At 64.9% G+C, this 17,955-nt stretch carries 15 protein-coding genes and 1 pseudogene; 8 read left to right on the forward strand and 8 right to left on the reverse strand.

The window, feature by feature from the left end:
• The first annotated feature begins 3 nt into the window (after positions 1 to 3).
• The 4 genes from HWX53_RS10455 to zwf all read left to right on the forward strand — a co-directional run bounded on the left by HWX53_RS10455 (position 4) and on the right by zwf (position 5,368).
• Entirely contained in the window at positions 4 to 624 is a 621-nt protein-coding gene (locus HWX53_RS10455) for a glutathione S-transferase (RefSeq protein WP_175940788.1), read from the forward strand.
• A gap of 22 nt (positions 625 to 646) precedes the next feature.
• Entirely contained in the window at positions 647 to 2,734 is a 2,088-nt protein-coding gene (locus HWX53_RS10460) for a pyridoxamine 5'-phosphate oxidase family protein (protein WP_175940789.1), read from the forward strand.
• A gap of 77 nt (positions 2,735 to 2,811) precedes the next feature.
• Positions 2,812 to 3,711: a LysR family transcriptional regulator gene (locus HWX53_RS10465; protein WP_175940790.1), complete on the forward strand. Its 900-nt coding sequence runs from the start codon at positions 2,812 to 2,814 to the stop codon at positions 3,709 to 3,711.
• A 181-nt stretch (positions 3,712 to 3,892) separates the two neighbouring features.
• Positions 3,893 to 5,368 (forward strand): glucose-6-phosphate dehydrogenase, encoded by a 1,476-nt coding sequence (gene zwf, locus HWX53_RS10470; RefSeq protein WP_175940791.1) that lies wholly within the window; start codon positions 3,893 to 3,895, stop codon positions 5,366 to 5,368.
• Between the two features lies 1 nt (position 5,369).
• Here the strand turns inward: zwf and HWX53_RS10475 are convergent, their stop codons facing one another.
• The gene (locus tag HWX53_RS10475) at positions 5,370 to 6,653 is read right to left on the reverse strand and encodes an FUSC family protein (protein ID WP_175940792.1); all 1,284 of its coding nucleotides are present in this window, start codon (positions 6,651 to 6,653) and stop codon (positions 5,370 to 5,372) included.
• 147 nt (positions 6,654 to 6,800) lie between these two features.
• Between HWX53_RS10475 and wrbA the strand changes: the two are divergent.
• Positions 6,801 to 7,405 (forward strand): annotated as a pseudogene (gene wrbA, locus HWX53_RS10480) (NAD(P)H:quinone oxidoreductase).
• A gap of 751 nt (positions 7,406 to 8,156) precedes the next feature.
• The gene (locus HWX53_RS10485) at positions 8,157 to 8,690 is read left to right on the forward strand and encodes a nucleoside deaminase (RefSeq protein ID WP_175940793.1); all 534 of its coding nucleotides are present in this window, start codon (positions 8,157 to 8,159) and stop codon (positions 8,688 to 8,690) included.
• Positions 8,691 to 8,704: 14 nt separating this feature from the next.
• Here the strand turns inward: HWX53_RS10485 and HWX53_RS10490 are convergent, their stop codons facing one another.
• On the reverse strand, positions 8,705 to 9,475 hold the full coding sequence (locus HWX53_RS10490) for an IclR family transcriptional regulator C-terminal domain-containing protein (RefSeq protein WP_175940794.1): 771 nt from the start codon (positions 9,473 to 9,475) through the stop codon (positions 8,705 to 8,707).
• 272 nt (positions 9,476 to 9,747) lie between these two features.
• On the opposite strand from HWX53_RS10490, the gene HWX53_RS10495 reads away from it, so the two are divergent.
• Positions 9,748 to 11,154 (forward strand): MFS transporter, encoded by a 1,407-nt coding sequence (locus tag HWX53_RS10495; RefSeq protein WP_175940795.1) that lies wholly within the window; start codon positions 9,748 to 9,750, stop codon positions 11,152 to 11,154.
• 95 nt (positions 11,155 to 11,249) lie between these two features.
• On the forward strand, positions 11,250 to 12,173 hold the full coding sequence (locus HWX53_RS10500; protein ID WP_175940796.1) for a LysR family transcriptional regulator: 924 nt from the start codon (positions 11,250 to 11,252) through the stop codon (positions 12,171 to 12,173).
• Positions 12,174 to 12,220: 47 nt separating this feature from the next.
• Here HWX53_RS10500 and HWX53_RS10505 read toward each other — a convergent pair whose 3' ends face one another.
• The 6 genes from HWX53_RS10505 to HWX53_RS10530 all read right to left on the reverse strand — a co-directional run bounded on the left by HWX53_RS10505 (position 12,221) and on the right by HWX53_RS10530 (position 17,876).
• The gene (locus HWX53_RS10505; RefSeq protein ID WP_175940797.1) at positions 12,221 to 12,439 is read right to left on the reverse strand and encodes a hypothetical protein; all 219 of its coding nucleotides are present in this window, start codon (positions 12,437 to 12,439) and stop codon (positions 12,221 to 12,223) included.
• A gap of 30 nt (positions 12,440 to 12,469) precedes the next feature.
• The gene (locus HWX53_RS10510) at positions 12,470 to 13,849 is read right to left on the reverse strand and encodes an ATP-binding protein (RefSeq protein WP_175940798.1); all 1,380 of its coding nucleotides are present in this window, start codon (positions 13,847 to 13,849) and stop codon (positions 12,470 to 12,472) included.
• Positions 13,846 to 14,508, reverse strand: a complete 663-nt coding sequence (locus tag HWX53_RS10515) for a response regulator (protein WP_175940799.1) — start codon at positions 14,506 to 14,508, stop codon at positions 13,846 to 13,848. The genes HWX53_RS10510 and HWX53_RS10515 overlap by 4 nt, the downstream gene beginning before the upstream one ends.
• 862 nt (positions 14,509 to 15,370) lie before the next feature.
• The gene (gene catC / locus HWX53_RS10520) at positions 15,371 to 15,649 is read right to left on the reverse strand and encodes a muconolactone Delta-isomerase (protein ID WP_175940800.1); all 279 of its coding nucleotides are present in this window, start codon (positions 15,647 to 15,649) and stop codon (positions 15,371 to 15,373) included.
• Between the two features lie 73 nt (positions 15,650 to 15,722).
• Positions 15,723 to 16,850 (reverse strand): muconate/chloromuconate family cycloisomerase, encoded by a 1,128-nt coding sequence (locus HWX53_RS10525; protein WP_175942321.1) that lies wholly within the window; start codon positions 16,848 to 16,850, stop codon positions 15,723 to 15,725.
• A gap of 102 nt (positions 16,851 to 16,952) precedes the next feature.
• The gene (locus tag HWX53_RS10530; RefSeq protein WP_175940801.1) at positions 16,953 to 17,876 is read right to left on the reverse strand and encodes a LysR family transcriptional regulator; all 924 of its coding nucleotides are present in this window, start codon (positions 17,874 to 17,876) and stop codon (positions 16,953 to 16,955) included.
• Between the last annotated feature and the right edge of the window lie 79 nt (positions 17,877 to 17,955).

Below are 17,955 nucleotides of genomic sequence, written 5' to 3' on the forward strand. Positions count from 1 at the left end.
GCCATGAAGCTCTACCACCACCCGCTTTCCGGCCATTCGCACCGCGCTCGTCTCTTTCTGCATCTGCTGAACATCGAGCACGACGAAGAGGAAGTCGATCTCGCCGCCCGCGCGCACAAATCGCCCGAGTTCCTGCGCCTGAACCGCTTCGGCCAGGTGCCCGTGCTCGTCGACGGCGAGCACGTCGTCCAGGACTCGAACGCGATCCTCGTCTACATCGCCAAGAAGGCGGGCGCGACGCAATGGCTGCCCGAAACGCCCGCCGAAGCCGCCGCCGTGCAGCGCTGGCTTTCGGTCGCGGCAGGGCAGATCGCGTTCGGCCCGGCGGCCGCGCGTCTCGTCACGGTGTTCGGCAGCAAGTTCGACGTCGATGAAGTCATCGCCCGCGCGCATGCGGTGCTCAAGGTGATCGACGACGAATTGCAAAGCCGGGACTGGATCGCGGATATCGGCAACGCGCATCCGACCATCGCGGATATCGCGCTTTACAGCTACATCGCGGGCGCGCCGGAAGGCAATGTCGATCTGTCGGGCTATCGCAACGTGCTGGCGTGGCTCGCGCGCATCGAGGCGTTGCCCGGTTTCGTGCCGTTCCAACAGACCGCTGCGGGCCTGCGCGCCTGACCCCTTGCCGGAGACGACGATCATGCCTGCCACCGCTTCGATTACCGCGCCTTCGCCCTGGCATCGCGGCGAAGTCGAGATGCAAACCGCCGCTGGCGTCGCGGCGCGCATGCACGACGTCGGACAGCGCGTCGTGCGCTCGTTCATGCCGGAACAGCATCGGCAATTCTTCGCGCAGTTGCCGTTCATCGTCGCCGGTACGGTCGATGCCGACGGCGACGCCTGGGCCACGTTCCTCACCGGCCGCCCCGGCTTTATGAGCACGCCGGATGCGACCACGCTTTCCGTCGGGCACATTCGCGATCCGCTCGATCCCGCCGACGCGGGTCTTGCGGACGGCGCGTCGGTCGGCTTGCTCGGCATCGAACTGCACACGCGGCGGCGCAATCGCGTGAACGGCGCGATTCATCGCGACAACGCTGCTCACGGGCAAGCATTCGAAGTGGCCGTCGAGCAAAGCTTCGGCAATTGTCCGCAGTACATTCAGTTGCGCGACTTCGCGTTCGTGCGCGACGCGTCGGCGCCCTCGCCGTCCAGTTCCGTTTCGCTCGATGCGCAGTCGCCGCGCATGCGGGCGATGATCGAGCGCGCCGATACGTTCTTCGTCGCGTCGTACTTCGATCGCGAGGACGGGCATCGTCAGGTGGACGTGTCGCATCGCGGCGGCAAGGCGGGCTTCGTGCGCGTGTCCGACGACGGCGCGCTCACGATTCCCGACTTCGCGGGCAATCTGTTCTTCAACACGCTCGGCAATATCGCGGTCAACGGCCGGGCGGGACTCGTGTTCGCCGACTTCGAAACCGGCGACGTCCTGCAACTCACAGGCGATGCGCAAGTGCTGCTCGACTGGCCCGAAACCGCCGCTTTTCAGGGCGCCGAGCGCCTGTGGCGCTTCGTGCCGCGCCGCGTTCTCTTGCGCGAAGACGCGCTGCCGCTGCGCTGGACGTTTCGCCGCGAAGGCTGGTCGCCGAACTCGCTGATGACGGGCGACTGGAACGAAGCCGCGCAGCGCATGAAGGCCGCGGCGCTCGCGAATGCGTGGCGGCCGTATCGCTTGAGCCGCATCGTCGACGAAAGCGACGTGATCCGCTCGTTCTGGCTCGAACCGGCGGATGGCGCGGGCATCGTGCCGCACGCGGCGGGCCAGCATTTGCCGGTGCGCGTCGCGCTGCCGGGTGAAAGCAAGCCGCTCGTGCGCACGTACACGCTGTCCGTCGGGCCGGCTGACGGCGTGTATCGCATCAGCGTGAAGCGCGAAGGCCGGGCGTCGGCGTATTTGCACGACGCGCTGAAAGTGGGCGACATCATTGAAGCGCGGCAGCCGGCGGGCAGCTTCACGATCGATCCGTTCGAAGCGCGCCCCGCCGTGCTGCTGGCCGCGGGCGTCGGCATCACGCCGATGCTCGCGATGTTGCGTCATGTCGTCTACGAAGGACTGCGCAAGCGGCGCGTGCGTCCGGTCTGGCTGATCGCGTCGGCGCGCACGCTCGCGAACCGCGCGTTCGCCGCCGAGATCGACGCGCTCGCCAGAAGCGCGGAAGGCGCGGGCGGCGCGGTCAACGTGATTCGCGTGCTGAGCGACCCGCAAGGCGCGCAGCTCAAGCGCGATTACGACGTGTCGGGCCGCATCGACATCGATCTTCTGACGAGCGTCCTGCCGTTCAACGACTACGACTTCTATCTGTGCGGACCGGGCGCGTTCATGCAATCGCTCTACGACGGCCTGCGCGCACTGAACGTTGCCGACACGCGCATTCATGCGGAGGCGTTCGGTCCTGCATCGCTCGTGCGCACGCCGGATCGCGGCGTCGAGATGAAGCCCATGCGCCCGCCCGCCACCGAAGCCGTGCCCGTGCGCTTCGTGAAGTCGCAACGCGACGTGCAATGGCAGCCCGCGAGCGGCACGCTGCTGGAACTGGCCGAAGCGTCTGGCGTGGAGACGGAATCGAACTGTCGCGGCGGAACGTGCGGGACGTGCAGAACGCGCATCGTGAGCGGCGCGGTGTCGTATGCGAGCGAGCCGGCGTTCCACGTCGACGAAAAGGAGGCGCTGATCTGCTGCGCCCGCCCGGCAGCGGACGCCGACGCCCCGCTGCAACTCGATCTGTAGACCAAAGCGCCATTGCGGGACGTCCCGGCATGCCCGAGAATGCACGGCAACTTTCTCGCCCGCTTCCCGCATCCGACATGGACCGTTTTCAGGCAATGTCGACCTTCGTCACGGTGGTCGAAACAGGCGGCTTCGCGTCGGCCGCGCGCAAGCTCGATGTCTCGCCTTCGGTCGTGAGCCGCGTCGTGACTGAGCTCGAAGAGCGCCTTGGCGTGCGCCTGCTCACGCGCACCACGCGCGTCGTGCGCCTGACCGACGCTGGCAACGGCTTCTTCGAAGACTGCCGGCGCATACTCGGCGAAGTGGACACCGCCGAGCTCGCCGCGCGAGGCACGCACGCATCGCCGCGCGGCGTGCTCTCGCTGACCGCGCCTGTGCTCTTCGGCCGGCTGCATGTGACGCCCATCGTGCTCGACTACCTGTCGCGCTATCCCGAAGCCGATGCTAACTGCTGGTTCGTCGACCGCGTGGTGAATCTCGTCGACGAGGGCATCGACGTGGCCGTGCGCATCGCGCAACTGCCGGATTCGTCGCTTCAGGCGATTCCCGTCGGACGTGTGCGGCGCGTGCTCTGCGCGTCGCCCGCCTATCTCGCGAAGCACGGCACGCCGTCGCGCCCGGAAGACCTCGACGCACACACGATCATCGCGTCTACGGGATCGTCTTCGCCGCCGGAATGGCGTCTTCACGATGGCGATCGCACCGTGATCGTCCGCACGCGGGCGCGCTTCATCACGACGACGAACGATTCGGCCATCGATGCCGCGCTCGCGGACTTCGGCATCGCGCGGCTCCTGTCGTATCAGGTCGCGCATCATGTGAGCGAAGGCCGGCTCGTGATCGTACTCGCCGAATTCGAGCCGCCGCCGCTGCCTATTCATCTCGTGCATCGCGAAGGACGCCACGTCACGCAGAAGGTCCGCGCGTTTCTCGATCTGGCCGTGGCGACCTTGCGCGCGGATGCATCGTTGCGCTAATCGCGCTAAACGAAGCGCGTGGCGGCTTCGTGAATCTTTGAGGAATCGAACGCCCGTTAGCGCGCGAGCCGTGCAAAATGGCGGCAAACCATGCAACATAGCTCTCTTCGGCGTATTTGCGCTTCCAGCCGCGTTCCGGCTCGACGAACCGGCTCTTCCGAACCTCAACGGCTCACGCACCATGACGAACCCGACCTCTCCTAACAATGAACGCCCGCTCGACATGATCATCTTCGGCGGCGGCGGAGACCTGGCGGCGCGCAAGCTGCTGCCCGCGCTGTACATGGCGCATTCGCACTGCAACCTGCCCGCCGAGACGCGCATTCTCGCGATCGGCCGCAAGGACTGGACGCGCGAAGATTATCTGAAGAACTTCATGGAGAAGCAGTCGCGTCCGTTCATCGACGAGAAGGCTTTCGATGCGCAGTCCTGGGACAAATTCCTCGCGCTGTTCGACTACGTGCGCGTCGATGTCGAGAATCCCGACGACTTCCGCCGCCTCGCCGAAGCCACGCGGCCGAACGTGCAGCGCGTGTTCTATCTCTCGACGTCGCCCGAACTGTTCACGACGATTTGCGACAACCTCTCGGCGGCCGGCATCGTCGACGATCAAGCGCGCGTCGTGCTCGAAAAGCCGCTCGGCCATGATCTCGCCTCCGCGCGCGCCATCAACGACGCGGTCGGCCGGCACTTCAAGGAAGAGCAGATCTACCGTATCGACCATTATCTCGGCAAGGAAACGGTGCAGAACCTGATGGTGCTGCGCTTCGGCAATCCGATTTTCGGGCCGCTGTGGCAGGCGCCGTACATCAAGAGCGTGCAGATCACGGTGGCGGAAACGGTGGGCGTGGGCAGCCGCGCGGGCTTCTACGATCACACCGGCGCGCTGCGCGACATGGTGCAGAACCACTTGCTGCAACTGCTGTGCATCGTCGCAATGGAGCCGCCCGTTTCGCTCGATCCGGACGCCGTGCGCGACGAGAAGCTGAAGGTGCTGAAGTCGCTGCGCCCGATGACCGTTTCCGACACCGCCCGCGACACCGTGCGCGGCCAGTACGCGGCGGGCGCGGTGGGCGGCGAGCCGGTCAAGGGTTACTTGCAGGAAGACAACGTGCCGCCCGACAGCCGCGCGGAGACGTTCGTCGCGCTGCGCGCGCATATCAACAACTGGCGCTGGGCCAACGTGCCGTTCTTCCTGCGCACCGGCAAGCGCATGCAGACGCGGCGCTCGGAAATCGTCATCGACTTCGCGGACCTGCCGTTTTCCATCATCCCGAGCGGGCCGCGCAATTACGGCAACCGGCTCATCATCACGTTGCAGCCGGAAGAGTCCATCCAGTTGCAGATGCTCGCGAAGGAACCGGGCAGCGGCATGCAGATGCTGCCCGTGAACCTCAATCTCGATCTTCAGCAGGCCATGACCCAGCGCCGCGCGGAAGCGTACGAACGCTTGCTGATCGACGTGATTCGCGGCCGGCTCACGCACTTCATGCGCCGCGACGAACTGGAAGCGGCGTGGGCGTGGGTCGAGCCGATTCTCGACGGCTGGAAGGAACTCGGCGACCGGCCGCGTGGCTACACGGCGGGCACGTTCGGCCCGGCGGCGTCTTCCGCATTGATGGCGCGCGAGAATCTCGCGTGGGCGGAAGAAGGTTGATTCAGCGCATCGCGGGGCGCGCCGCGCGCCACGATGCGAGCGCCTTTGCCGCGGCCATCACCGCCGCGAGCACGCCGATTCCGCAGAGAATGCCCGCGAGCCGAAGCGCCGCGGGCATCGGATCGGACGACCAGTGGTAATCCTGCACGAACACCATGATGAACGCGATGGTGAATTGCCGCCCGACATAGCTCGCGCCCTGCGCGCCCGTCTGCACATGACAGCCGATCCACACGCCCGCGCATAGCGCGAGCATGCAGGCGGGCTCGCTATCGCCGATCAGCGGCAGAAGCGCGAGACTCGCCGCGCCCGCGATCAGGCAGCCGAGCACGCGCTGCACCATGCGCGACCCAATCGGCCGCCGCGTCGGCTTGCCCAGCGCCGATGCGGGCAGAATCAACACGGCAATCGCCGTGACCATCGCCTGCGCGAAGCCGGGCAAGTTCCACGCATACGCCACTGACGCCAGTATCGCCACCGACCACGCCGCATGCCACGCGAGGCGCTTGCGCATCGCTCGGGCGGACTGCATTTCCTGCTTCGCGCTGAGTGCGTGGAGCGGGCCGGACTGAATGATGGAGACGGCTGCCGTCTCGTGGCTCGATCCATCGACGCGATCCGCCGTCGACGACGCCCTCGCGCTCGATACGGGCGCCGCGCCCCGCGACCTCCGATACTGCTGCGCGGCCGCGTGAAAGAGCGCGGACACGGCCACGCACGCGAGCGTCCCGACGACGACTTCGGCCACGCGCGATAGCGCAAACGAAGCCGTCGCCGAAGCCGACGCCAGCCGATGCGCCTCGAACGTCACCATCAGCGCGGTCACCGCGCCGAGCACCCATGCATAGCCCGCATCCGAAGCCAGCGCGCGATACACCGACACGCCCGCGATCAGCGCCAGCAACGGCACGAAGAGCCACGGCGTATCGCCGATCAGCGGTCCCGCCGTCGCGCCGAGCAACGCGCCGGCGATGGTGCCGAGCACGCGATGCACGCCACGCTGCGCGCAGGCCGAGAACTTCGACTGCATGACCGCGAAGCCGCTGATCGCCGCCCACCAGATATGTTCGAGCCGAAAGGCGTATGCAAGCGCGACCGCGAGCGCGACGGATGCCATCGCCTGCGTCGCGAAGAACGCTCGGGCGGGCGTCGGCCGGATGGCGGCGAGTTCGCGCCCGAGCGATACGAATGCCTCGCGCACGAGATCAGCGAGCGCGTCGAATGCAGCGAAGGCGCTGCGCGACGTGGCGGAAGGGTCGTGAATCGTGGAATGGTCGTTCGGCATCGTCGGCGGTGGCGGGGTCTTGTCTGAGCGTAGACGCGGATCGGCACGAGCGCAATGGATGCGTCGGCATCCGGCAGCATCCGCACGCCGATGCTATGGTTGAGACTCGCAACCCGCGATCAACCGGCGACATTACAAGGACATTCCATGGCGAAAGTACTGGTGCTCTATTACTCGATGTACGGTCACGTCGAAACGATGGCGCAAGCGGTAGCCGAAGGCGCGGGCGGCGTGCCGGGCGTCGAGGTCACGGTGAAGCGCGTGCCGGAAACCATTCCGGCGGATCAGGCGGCCGTCATCGGCGTGAAGCTAGACCAGCAGGCGCCCGTGGCCACCATCGACGAACTCGCGAACTACGACGCCATCATCTTCGGCACGCCCACGCGCTTCGGGAACATGGCCGGGCAGATGCGCACGTTCCTCGACCAGACGGGCGGCCTGTGGGTGAAAGGCGCGCTGGTCGGCAAGATCGGCAGCGTGTTCACGTCTACGGCTTCGCAACACGGCGGGCAGGAACTACCATCACGTCGTTTCACACGACGCTCCTGCATCACGGCATGATCGTCGCCGGCGTGCCGTACGCGTGCGCCGCGCTCACCAGCATGGCGGAAATCTCGGGCGGCACGCCGTACGGCGCGACCACCATCGTCGGTGCGGACGGCAAGCGTCATCCGACGCAGAACGAACTCGACATCGCGCGATATCAGGGCAAGCACGTCGCCGAACTGGCAGTCAAGATCGCGGGCAAGTGAGACGCTCGACTGAGTGGCGCTGGCCGACACGCTTGACTCAGTCTGTTGGCGCTTATGCGACAAGTGCGATGCGCGGCGCTCGCGCTAGCCTCGCTGCAAGCCGTCGCGAGAGGATTGGCACGCTCGCTGCATAGCGAGTGCGTCGCGGCTTGCTGCCTGCCACTGCAAGGCGCGATCGGACCGGCCGCTGCTTGCGCCGGTCCGTTTCTTGTTCGGCGCGTGGTCGCATGGAAGTGGGTATCACCGGCTCGCAGCAAGCATTTTTGACGGCGCGCCGCCGTACATCTGCATTCTGCAAGTGCCGACGCGTGATCCGCTGTTGCCGGCAGCGGCGCTGACCACCGCGATGGATCAGGTGAACGGCAGCAATGGCACAGGCGACCCGACCGTGTACACCGTCGCGGGTTCGTGCAACGTGTCAGGACCGCCGCGCCGAATGACGCACGATGTCGGCGCTCGAGCCATCCTCGTTTGGACAGCTAAACATATCGCGTCTTCACTTTTCATACGCCAGGCCGCGTGCGGTCGCTGCATTGCATGACTATCCCAGCCGGCCCGTGTGCGAGAACGCAGACAGCGCGACGTTACTCGTCCCATCGTGCCGGTTGCGTCGGAATCGAGGACGCTTTACCGTTGCTCACAAGTGCGATGCTTTCGAACCGAAGACGCGCGTCGACCGAGCACGGACGCTCCCGAAAACGCTCACCGCAATCCAATCCCGTAACTCCTCACCTTTGCCAAGCCCGCCACCATGAGCCTGACCGCCCCCGCCTCGCATCCCGACAATCTACCGCCGCAGGGCCTAACGCCCACGCGCGAGCAAATCATCCGGCATCTGCGGCACGCGAGCGCCGTCGCCGAGCGCGCGACCTTGCTCGGGCATCATCCGTTCGGCGCGATTCTCGTCGGCCCGGATCAGGAAAGCGTGTTGATGGAGCAAGGCAACGTCGATACCGTCAACCACGCGGAATCGGTATTGGCGCGCGTCGCGGCGCTCAACTTCACGCCCGACTATCTGTGGAGTTGCACGCTGTACACGTCGGTCGAGCCGTGCTGCATGTGCGCAGGAACGGCCTACTGGGCCAACATCGGACGCGTGGTCTACGGGCTGACCGAAGCGCGCCTGCTGGAAGCCACCGGCAATCACGCCGAGAATCCGACGATGAGCGTCTCGTCGCGCTATGTCTTCGATCATTGCCAGAAGCAGGTAGAGCTGATCGGCCCGATCGCCGAAGTCGAGGAAGAAGTCTTGCGCGTGCAACGGGCCTTCTGGTCTACGCGATAAAACGGCGCGCGCCGCTAGATCACATTGAGCATCGCGAGCGCCGTTTCCTGCAACGGCGGCAATACGCGGGCGAGCGCGGCCTCGCTCGTCTCTTTCCCGATCGGCATGTTCACGGACAGCGCCGCGACCACTTGTCCGTGCCGGTTCTTGATCGGCACCGCGACACCGCGCACGCCGACCTGCAACTGCTGTTCGAAGACCACGAAGCCGTCCGCGCGCGCCTGCCGAATCTTGTCGTAGAGCGCATCCTTATCGGTGATGGTGAGCGGCGTGAACGGCCTGAACTCCGTTGCGTCGAGCCATGCGCGCACCGCGTCCTCGTCCGTCTTGTAGGCGAGCATCACGAGTCCGGCCGACATCAACGCAGCCGGCACGCGCGCGCCCAGCACGAAGCCGGTGGTCATCACGCGCGAGGCGCCGTTGCGCGCAATGATGACGAGATCCCATTCGTCGAGCACGCTGACATACACGTTCTCATGGATCAACGCGCTCAGGTGCTGCAAATACGGCTGAACGATGCGCGGCAGCCGCGCCGAGTCGAAATACGACCAGCCCACGCGCAACACGCGCGGCGTCAGATTGAAGAGCTTGCCGTCAGTCTGCACGTAACCGAGGTGCGCGAGCGTGAGCAGATACCGCCGCGCCGCCGTGCGCGTGATGCCGGTGCGCACGGCCGCTTGCGTCGGCGTCATGCGCGCGTGCTGGTCGTCGAACGCTTCGAGGATCGCCAAACCCTTCTCGAGCCCGGCGATCCAGTCTCGCTTGTCCAGTGCCGGTTTTGTCATATGCGGTTCGAGCCTTTGCTAGTGCTAACCCCCAAAGCGGCCGATTATCGAACGCGTGCGTGCGATAATCGCGCACAATTTATCACAAATCGTTGCCCGCGCCGGCCTGGGCTCTTATGCTCGTTTCACTTGTAAGGGACATGTTCGCGAGCCTCGATCGATTGCCTTGCCGCCCGACCACGCGGCGGCGTGAATCGGCACAAAAAAGCAGGTAAGAAGAAGGCGACGGCGCAACACAACCACTCGTTAAATCATCATTCGGAGACACTTCTATGGCTAGCCCTAAGGAAGAGGCGCACGGCGGCCGCCAGGCGAAAAAAGCGACGGCGAGCGGCTGGATCGGCTCGGCGCTCGAGTACTACGATTTCTTCATCTACGCGCAGGCGGCGGCGCTCATCTTTCCGCAGCTGTTCTTCCCGTCGGGCAATCCGAAAGTGGCGATCGTCGCATCGCTCGCAACGTACGGCGTGGGTTATGTGGCGCGGCCGATCGGCGCGTTCGTGCTCGGTCATCTGGGCGACACGCACGGCCGCAAGAACGTGCTCCTGATCTGCATGTTCCTGATGGGCTTCTCGACGATGGCGGTCGGTCTCTTGCCGACGTATCACAGTGTCGGCATGCTGGCGCCCACGCTGCTCGTCGTGTTGCGGCTGATTCAAGGCTTCGCGGTAGCCGGCGAGATTTCCGGCGCAAGCTCGATGATTCTGGAGCACGCGCCGTTCGGCCGACGCGGCTACTACGCGAGCTTTACGCTTCAGGGCGTGCAGGCCGGCCAGATCCTCGCGGCTGCCGTGTTCCTGCCGCTCGCCGCGTTCATGCCCGAGTCCATGTTCAATTCGTGGGGCTGGCGCGTGCCGTTCCTGCTGTCGGCACTGGTGCTGGTCGCGGGCTACATCATTCGTCGCGAAGTTCACGAAACGCCCGCGTTCGCAGCGGAAGGCGCGCACGGCGAGCTGCCGAAGTCGCCGATCAAGGAAGCCTTCGCGAACAGCACGCCCGACATGATCCGCGTCGTCTGCATGGCGCTGATGAACGTGATCCCGGTCGTCGCGACCATCTTCGGCGCGGCCTATGCGGTGCAGGCTTCGTACGGCATCGGCTTCCAGAAGAGCGTGTATCTGTGGATTCCGGTCGTCGGCAACATTCTCGCGGTGCTGGTGATTCCGTTTGTCGGCAACCTGTCCGACAAGATCGGCCGCCGCATGCCGATGATCGTCGGTTCGCTGCTCGCGGGTCTCTTGTCGTTCGCGTATCTGTATGCCATCAGCATCCGCAACGTGCCGCTCGCCATCGTCATGTCGCTGTTGATGTGGGGCGTCGTGTATCAGGGCTACAACGCGATCTTCCCGAGCTTCTTCCCCGAGCTCTTCCCGACGCGTTCACGTGTCTCGGCGATGGCGATTGCGCAAAACATCGGCACGACGATTACCGCGCTGCTGCCCGCGCTGTTCGCGGCGGTCGCGCCGCCGGGATCGGCCAACATCCCGCTCACGGTCGGCGCGCTGGCGTTCGGCGTGACGATCATCGCGTCGATTGCGGCGTGGTCGGCGCGCGAGACGTATCGCGTGCGTCTGGACGACCTCGGCAAGAAAGACGCCGTGCCGATGAGCGAGCAGGAATACGAACGCATGCGCGCCAATTCGATGGCCGTGGAGAAGGTGGCCAAGGCTCACGCCTGACCGAAACACGCGTGCGTTTCACAGGGCCCTTCGGGGCCCTTTTTGTTGCTTCGCGATAACATGCGAGCCACTTCTTGCATGACGCGGAGGCATGAATGGCGGGGTTCAACGAGCGCATCCTGAACGGCATCAGCGTGTTCGCGGCGATCGTCGATGCGGGCACGTTTGCCGCAGCCGGCGAGAAGCTCGGCATGTCGCAACCGGGCGTGAGCCGCGCCATCGCGCGTCTGGAAGCGCGCCTGAACATACGCCTGTTCGACCGCACGACGCGCACGGTCTCGCTCACCGACGACGGCCGCCGCTTCTTCGAACAAGTCATGCCGCATCTGATCGGCCTCGAGGAAGCGGCGTCCACTGCGTCGGGCAGCGCGACGGCGGTGCGCGGGCGGCTGCGCGTGAACGTCGACCCAATCTTCTCGCGGCTCGTGCTCGGACCGAAGCTCGAAGCGTTCATGGAAGCGCATCCCGAGCTCGAACTGGAATTGCTCACGCGCGACCGTCTGGGCGACATGATCGCCGATGGCTTCGATCTCGCCGTGCGCTTCGGCGAGCCGCGCAATTCGAGCCTCGTCGCGCGCAAGTTGCTGGATACGCCGGTGCGCACGGTGGCCGCGCCTTCGTATATCGCGCGCTGCGGGCGGCCGGCGACGCCGCAGGCGCTTGCGAGCGGCGCGCACACGTGCATCGAATTCCGCGATCCGGAAACGGGGCGGCCGTTTCCGTGGGAGTTTCATCGGAAAAAGAAGCGGCTCACGGTCGAGACGCGCGGGCATCTGACGCTGAACGATCCCGGCACGATGCTGAGCGCGTGCCTGTCGGGATACGGCATCGCGCAGATACTCGAACTCGGTCACGCGCATCTGATGGCGGAGGGCGCGCTGATCGACCTGTTTCCGGACTGGCCCGACGAGCGCTTTCCGCTCTATGCATTTCATCCGTCGCGGCATCATCCGCCGGCCAAGACGCGGGCGTTTCTCGACATGGTGATTGCGTTGACCGGGGCGGAGACAGGCGGGTGATTGCGGTGTGCGGCGTTTATCGAAGTCGCGCTGATCGCGCGGCGTGATCAGCGCGCGCAGTTATCCGGCCGCGCTTTCGCGCCGCGACGCTCGGGCGGCACCTTGCAATTGTCGACGCGTTGCTCGTCGCTGGCTTTGTCGCCGAGCCGTTCTTTGAGCGTCTTAGGCTCGGAGGCGGCGGACGCGCTGGCGGCATCGTCGGCGTGGGAAGTCTGCGCCGATGCGAGGCCGATAAGCAGCAAAGCAATACGAAACCAGCCGTTCATCGTGGTCGAGCCTCGCGAAAGCTCACAGCCTCACCGCATCGCCACCGCAGCGCACTCCGTTGTTTGCTCTTTCATTTCGACGCCGCGCAACCCGCGCACCGACACCGCGAGCCCGCCCGCGCCCGCGCGGTTCTCGACGGTCAAGGCCGCCTGATGCCGCTGCGCCACGCGCGAAGCAATGGCAAGCCCGAGCCCGCTGCCCTGCCCGTGCGTCCCCGCGCCGCGATAAAAGCGGTCGCACGCTCGCTCGATCTCGTCGGGCGGAATGCCGGGGCCTGTGTCGAGGACCGTCAGGGCGATGCCGTTCGACTCGCGACGCAGCGTCACATCGACGCGTCCGCCGGGCGGCGTGTGGCGGATCGCGTTATCGAGCAGATTGTTGAGCAGCACGGCGAGCGCATGCGTGTCGCCGAGAATCGCGAACGCGTCGTCCTCGCTGCGCGCATCCTCCAGTTCAAGGCCGAGGTCGATCGACTTCGCCTCCGCAATCAGCGAGAAGTCCGACACGCGCGTCTCGCATAGCGTGCGCAGGCTCATCGGCGCGATGGCCGCCTCGCGTGCCGCGTCCTCGCGTGCCATGCTCAGCAACTGCTGCGCAAGATGGATCAGCCGGTTCAGCCGTCCGTCGATCTTGCCGACCGTCGCGTCGTCCACTTTCAGCGAGCCGTCGCTGATGGCGCCTTGTATCTGCAATTTGAGCGCGGTGAGCGGCGTGCGCAGTTCGTGGGCGGCATCCGCGATGAACGTGCGCTGTGCCTCCGCCGCCTCGTTGAGACGCGTGAGCAGGCCGTTCAGCGCATCGACGAGCGGACGCAGTTCGACGGGCGTGCTCGCGGCAAGCGACACGGGCGCGACCGATTCCGGCGAACGCGCGGCGAGCGACCGCGAGAGCCAGCGCACAGGCGCGAGACCGCGCGCCACAACCACGAGCACGATTACCACGACGACCGGTATCAAGAGCGCGAGCGGCCAGATGGTGCGCAGCGCGAGCGAAATGGCCATGTCCTCGCGCACGAAGTACGGCTGCGCCACCTGCACGAAGCGATCCGGCAAGGTCATGCCGAACGCGCGCCAGCGGTAGCCTTCGCGCTCGGCGGACCGGAAGCCGTCGCCGAAACGCGGCAGCGCGGGTTCATGCGGCGAGTGATAGATGAGCCGCCCGGTTTTGTCCCAGATGTCGATGACGAGCCGGTCGTCGGCGATGCCTACGAGGTCGTGGCTGCGTCCCTCCGCGACATCCGACGCAGTGATGTTGCCCGGCAGCGAGACCGCGACGGTGCGCAGCTCGTAGTCGAACAGTTCGCCCGCCTCCAGCTGCGCCATGTGAAAGATGCCGTAACCCGCGAGCAGACACGCCGCGGCGAGTCCGCAGATGAGCCAGCCGAGCAGCCAGCGCCGGATGGAGTTCATCCGATCCTCTTCAGCCGATAGCCTACGCCGCGCACGGTCACGATCTGCTCGGCGCCGATCTTGCGCCGCAGGCTGTGCACGTGGACTTCGATCGCGTTGCTGCCCACTTCCTCGCCCCATCCATAGAGTTTCTCTTCCAGCTCCGAGCGGCGGAATACGCGCGACGGCTCCTCGATCAACGCCTGAAGCAGCGCGAATTCGCGCGGCACGAGATTCAGCGCGACGCCGCCCTTCGACGCTTCGTGCGCGGCAGGATCGAGCGACAAGTCGCCGTGCGTGTACACGAGTTGCGTATGGCCCGTGCGGCGGCGCAGCAGCGCGCGCACGCGAGCGGCGAGTTCGTCGAGATCGAAAGGCTTGAGCAGATAGTCGTCCGCGCCGGCGTCGAGGCCACGAATGCGGTCATCCACCGCGTCGCGCGCCGTGAGGATCATGACGGGCGCATGGCCGCCGTTCTTGCGGTAGACGCCGAGCAGATCGAGGCCGTCGCGCTTCGGCAAGGTGAGATCCAGCAACACGAGGTCGTACACGTCGTTGCCGAGCGACAATTCGGCCGCGCGGCCATCCTGCGCCCAGTCCACGGTGTAGCTGGAGCGGCGCAACGCGGCCAGCACCGTCTCGGCGATCATTTCGTCGTCCTCTACCAAAAGCAGGCGCATGCCCTTCCCCAAGCTTTGACGTCGCGGCCATTCTCCTTGCGTCTTGCTTAAGCGCCACTTAACGCCCGGCACGCCGGACTTAAGGATCGCATAAGCAACCAGCCCGCACTATACCGCCAGGCGCGCCGCGAACCGTGCACGCGCGCTTCTTGGGTGCGAGCGACCGTTCTCGTTTTGCAGCGCGCATGCTGTGCTTATGGCGCTAATGCCGCGCGGTCTGCGGATGCGCCGGCGGGCGCACAGGCTTCGCGACGCTCGTATCCGACGCGGTTTACGGACGATGCTGCGCGGCTCGTCCAACTGCAATCTGCCGAAAGCCGTCGTGCCGCGGCTGCTGCCGTCGTCGCGGCGCGCTGTCGGCGAGAAGTCCACGCGGTCGGGCGTGACTCGGAACTCGCCCGGTCCGGTTCGAGCCCGGCTCTTGGCCGGGCTCTTTTTTTGTCCGGCGCGCGCTCGGGCTCGCTTAAGGTGAGGGTTTTCGGGAATCAGGTGGAGGAACCGCCCGCCGGCGGGCTTCTGCGCGTGGCTCAGGTGAGGTTTTTCGGGAGCAGCCTTTCTCCCCTTTCCCGCGAAACGCGCCAGTAAGCGCGAGGAAGGCACACGTTCCGTCGACGCGTGCTGACAGTTCGTCGGAGAACAACGTGCGGCGCCGTTCCGGGAACGATTCTCCAAAACCCGAAGCCGAGTCCCACGAAGCTCGAATCCGAGGCAGTCGCGATGCTTCTCCATCACCCTCGTCCTGCACGATGCCAATAGAGCCACGCCGAGCTAGCACTGCCACGAAGGCATTAAGATGCGCGGCGAACAGGCAATTGCTGATACAGACCGCTCGTGCTCCGACTCATGGCGGCAACGGGTGCCCTCAACGAATCGACGACGGATGCCGTGCGAGCGGCGTCACGTGCATCGTCATATACGGGAACAAGGGCAACGCCGACAAGATGGTGTGCAATTCGTCGTGCGAGTCGACATCAAAGACACTGTAGTTCGCGTACTCACCAACGACGCGGTGCAACTGCTGCCACTTTCCGGATCGCTGTAGTTCCTGCGAATAGGCCTTCTCGCGTGCTTTGATTTCATCGGCCTGTGCCGCCGGCATATCGTGCGGCAGACGCACGTCCATTCTTACGAGATACAGCATGTTTCCTCCTGAGGGGGACACTCCCGTTGCAAGCGAGAAGGAGCGTCATGTCGATGTTCTTGTTGACGCGCGCTTAAGCCTTCTTGTCGCGGCGGTAGAACGCCAGCTTGTCTTCGTCGATGTGCAAGCCCAGGCCCGGACCTTCCGGAAGATGCAAGTCGAAGTCACGATACTGCGGACGGGCCGTCACGATGTCATCCTTGAGCAACAGCGGTCCGAATAGTTCGGTACCCCATGCCAATTGCGGGAGCGCGCTGAAGCCGTGCGCGGATGCAATAGAGCCGATGCTGCCCTCGAGCATCGTCCCGCCATAAAGCAGTACGCCCGCCGCGTCGGCGATGGCAGCCGTGCGCATCATGCCGTAGATACCGCCCGACTTCGCGATCTTGAGCGCGAAGACATCGGCGCACGCGCCTCGCACCAGGTCGAGCGCGTCCTCTGGCCCGGTGACGGCTTCATCGGCCATGATAGGCACGACGAAGCGCGCAGCCAGTCGTGCAAGCGCGCCGCGTTGCTCGCGAGGCGTCGGCTGCTCGATGAGGTCGATACCTGCAGCTTCGAGCGCTTCGATGCCTAGCGCAGCATCGACTTCGTTCCATGCCTGATTCACGTCGACAGTGACTTTGGCGCGGTCACCCAGCGCGGCCTTGATTTTCGCCACGTGAGCCACGTCATCGCGCACGCTTCGGCGGCCGATCTTCAACTTGAAGACGTTGTGGCGGCGTTCGGCGAGAAACATCTCCGCTTCTTCAATGTCGCGGTGGGTGTCGCCGCTGGCGAGCGTCCACAGCACCGGAAGCGTCTCGCGGGCCGAGCCACCGAGAAGCGCTGACACGGGAACACCTAGGCGCTTGCCCTGTGCGTCCAGCAATGCCGTTTCGATGCCTGACTTCGCGAACCGGTTGCCTCGGGCGACCTTGTTGAGCTTGAGCATGGCGGCGTTGATGTTGGCCGCGTCCTGACCGATCAACGCTGGCGCCAGGTAGGTGTCGATGGTCAGCTTGATGCCTTCCGGAGATTCCTCGCCGTACGAGAGTCCACCGATGGTCGTGGCTTCACCGATGCCCTCGATGCCGTCGCTCGAGCGTAGGCGGATGATGACCATGGTCTGTTGCTGCATGGTCGCCATGGATAGCTGATGCGCGCGAATGGTCGGCAGATCGACCAGAATCGCTTCGACGGATGTAATGTGGGCGTTCATACCTGGAGCGGCAAGGTGGAGTGGTTGCTCCAGTATTGACCGGCAAAACACCGTGTGTCCAACACCTTGCACGTCTAATGCCATACTCGTCGGGTATGACGACTACCGCCCCCTTTCGACACGCGGGACGTAGGGGATGTGATGCTCTTCGTAAAGGCGATAAATGAGCTCGAGAATCTCGCGCAGGTCCCGGGATTCGTCCATTGCTCGCGTGCTCATGATAATGGGCGATACAAGCGTCGGGTCGTCGAGTTCCATATAGCTGACATCGTCCCGCTTCAATCCATAGACGCTACTGGGAACCACGGACACCCCTTCTCCTGCTGCGACGAGACCCAGGGCAATCTGAAGTTCGCGCACCTCGTAAATGCGCCGAGGCTTGAGGCCGCGCTCGTCGAATGCCGCCAGTACCTGGTCCGCATAGCTCGGGCGAGGCGCCTTGGGGAAGATGATCAGGGTCTCGTTGAGCAGGTCACGTAGCGCGATGACAGGTTTCGCGGTCGACAGCGGATGCCCGAAAGGGAGTGCGGCAATCAACTTCTCTTCCCGCAGCACGACCCGGCCGATGTTCGCATCTTCGTTCCTGATGCGGCCGAATCCGACGTCGATCCGTCCTTCTTTGAGCGCACGGAGCTGGTCCATCGTCGACATCTCGTGAAGACTCAGTTCTACAGTCGGGTTCTCGTCGCGAAAGCGCCGGATGATTTTCGGAAGCAAGCCGTAAAGCGTCGAACCGACGAAACCGACGGAAAGACTGCGCTCGATGTTGCCCACCCGCCTCGTCATCGATTCGAGTTCGGCCGTTTGAGCCAGCAACTGCGACGCGTGGCTGTAGAAGAATTTCCCCGTCTCGGTGAGCTTCAATGGCCGGGAGTTGCGCTCCAGAAGCTGAACGCCAAGCGTCTCTTCAAGCTGCTGTATCTGGCGGCTCAACGGAGGCTGGGCGATGTTCAATCGCTGAGCGGCGCGCGTGAAGTTTTTCTCTTCCGCGACGGCGACGAAGTACCGCAGATGCCGCATCTCCATCTCTATACCTCCAAGATATAGCCCGATACTAAAACAGTGTTGGACCGAGGGTTATTCGGTCCACTATCCTGCATTGACA

The sequence above is a fragment of the Caballeronia sp. BCC1704 genome, assembly GCF_902833455.1.
Classification (GTDB): domain Bacteria; phylum Pseudomonadota; class Gammaproteobacteria; order Burkholderiales; family Burkholderiaceae; genus Caballeronia.

Coding starts and splice junctions, on each gene's coding strand:
- HWX53_RS10475 (WP_175940792.1), bottom strand. CDS start 6,653: ATGCCGAACGACCATTCCACGATTCACGACCCTTCCGCCACGTCGCGC.
- HWX53_RS10515 (WP_175940799.1), bottom strand. CDS start 14,508: ATGCGCCTGCTTTTGGTAGAGGACGACGAAATGATCGCCGAGACGGTG.
- HWX53_RS10505 (WP_175940797.1), bottom strand. CDS start 12,439: ATGAACGGCTGGTTTCGTATTGCTTTGCTGCTTATCGGCCTCGCATCG.
- zwf (WP_175940791.1), top strand. CDS start 3,893: ATGACGAACCCGACCTCTCCTAACAATGAACGCCCGCTCGACATGATC.
- HWX53_RS10485 (WP_175940793.1), top strand. CDS start 8,157: ATGAGCCTGACCGCCCCCGCCTCGCATCCCGACAATCTACCGCCGCAG.
- HWX53_RS10500 (WP_175940796.1), top strand. CDS start 11,250: ATGGCGGGGTTCAACGAGCGCATCCTGAACGGCATCAGCGTGTTCGCG.
- HWX53_RS10460 (WP_175940789.1), top strand. CDS start 647: ATGCCTGCCACCGCTTCGATTACCGCGCCTTCGCCCTGGCATCGCGGC.
- HWX53_RS10510 (WP_175940798.1), bottom strand. CDS start 13,849: ATGAACTCCATCCGGCGCTGGCTGCTCGGCTGGCTCATCTGCGGACTC.
- HWX53_RS10490 (WP_175940794.1), bottom strand. CDS start 9,475: ATGACAAAACCGGCACTGGACAAGCGAGACTGGATCGCCGGGCTCGAG.
- catC (WP_175940800.1), bottom strand. CDS start 15,649: ATGCTGTATCTCGTAAGAATGGACGTGCGTCTGCCGCACGATATGCCG.
- HWX53_RS10455 (WP_175940788.1), top strand. CDS start 4: ATGAAGCTCTACCACCACCCGCTTTCCGGCCATTCGCACCGCGCTCGT.
- HWX53_RS10465 (WP_175940790.1), top strand. CDS start 2,812: ATGGACCGTTTTCAGGCAATGTCGACCTTCGTCACGGTGGTCGAAACA.
- HWX53_RS10525 (WP_175942321.1), bottom strand. CDS start 16,850: ATGAACGCCCACATTACATCCGTCGAAGCGATTCTGGTCGATCTGCCG.
- HWX53_RS10495 (WP_175940795.1), top strand. CDS start 9,748: ATGGCTAGCCCTAAGGAAGAGGCGCACGGCGGCCGCCAGGCGAAAAAA.
- HWX53_RS10530 (WP_175940801.1), bottom strand. CDS start 17,876: ATGGAGATGCGGCATCTGCGGTACTTCGTCGCCGTCGCGGAAGAGAAA.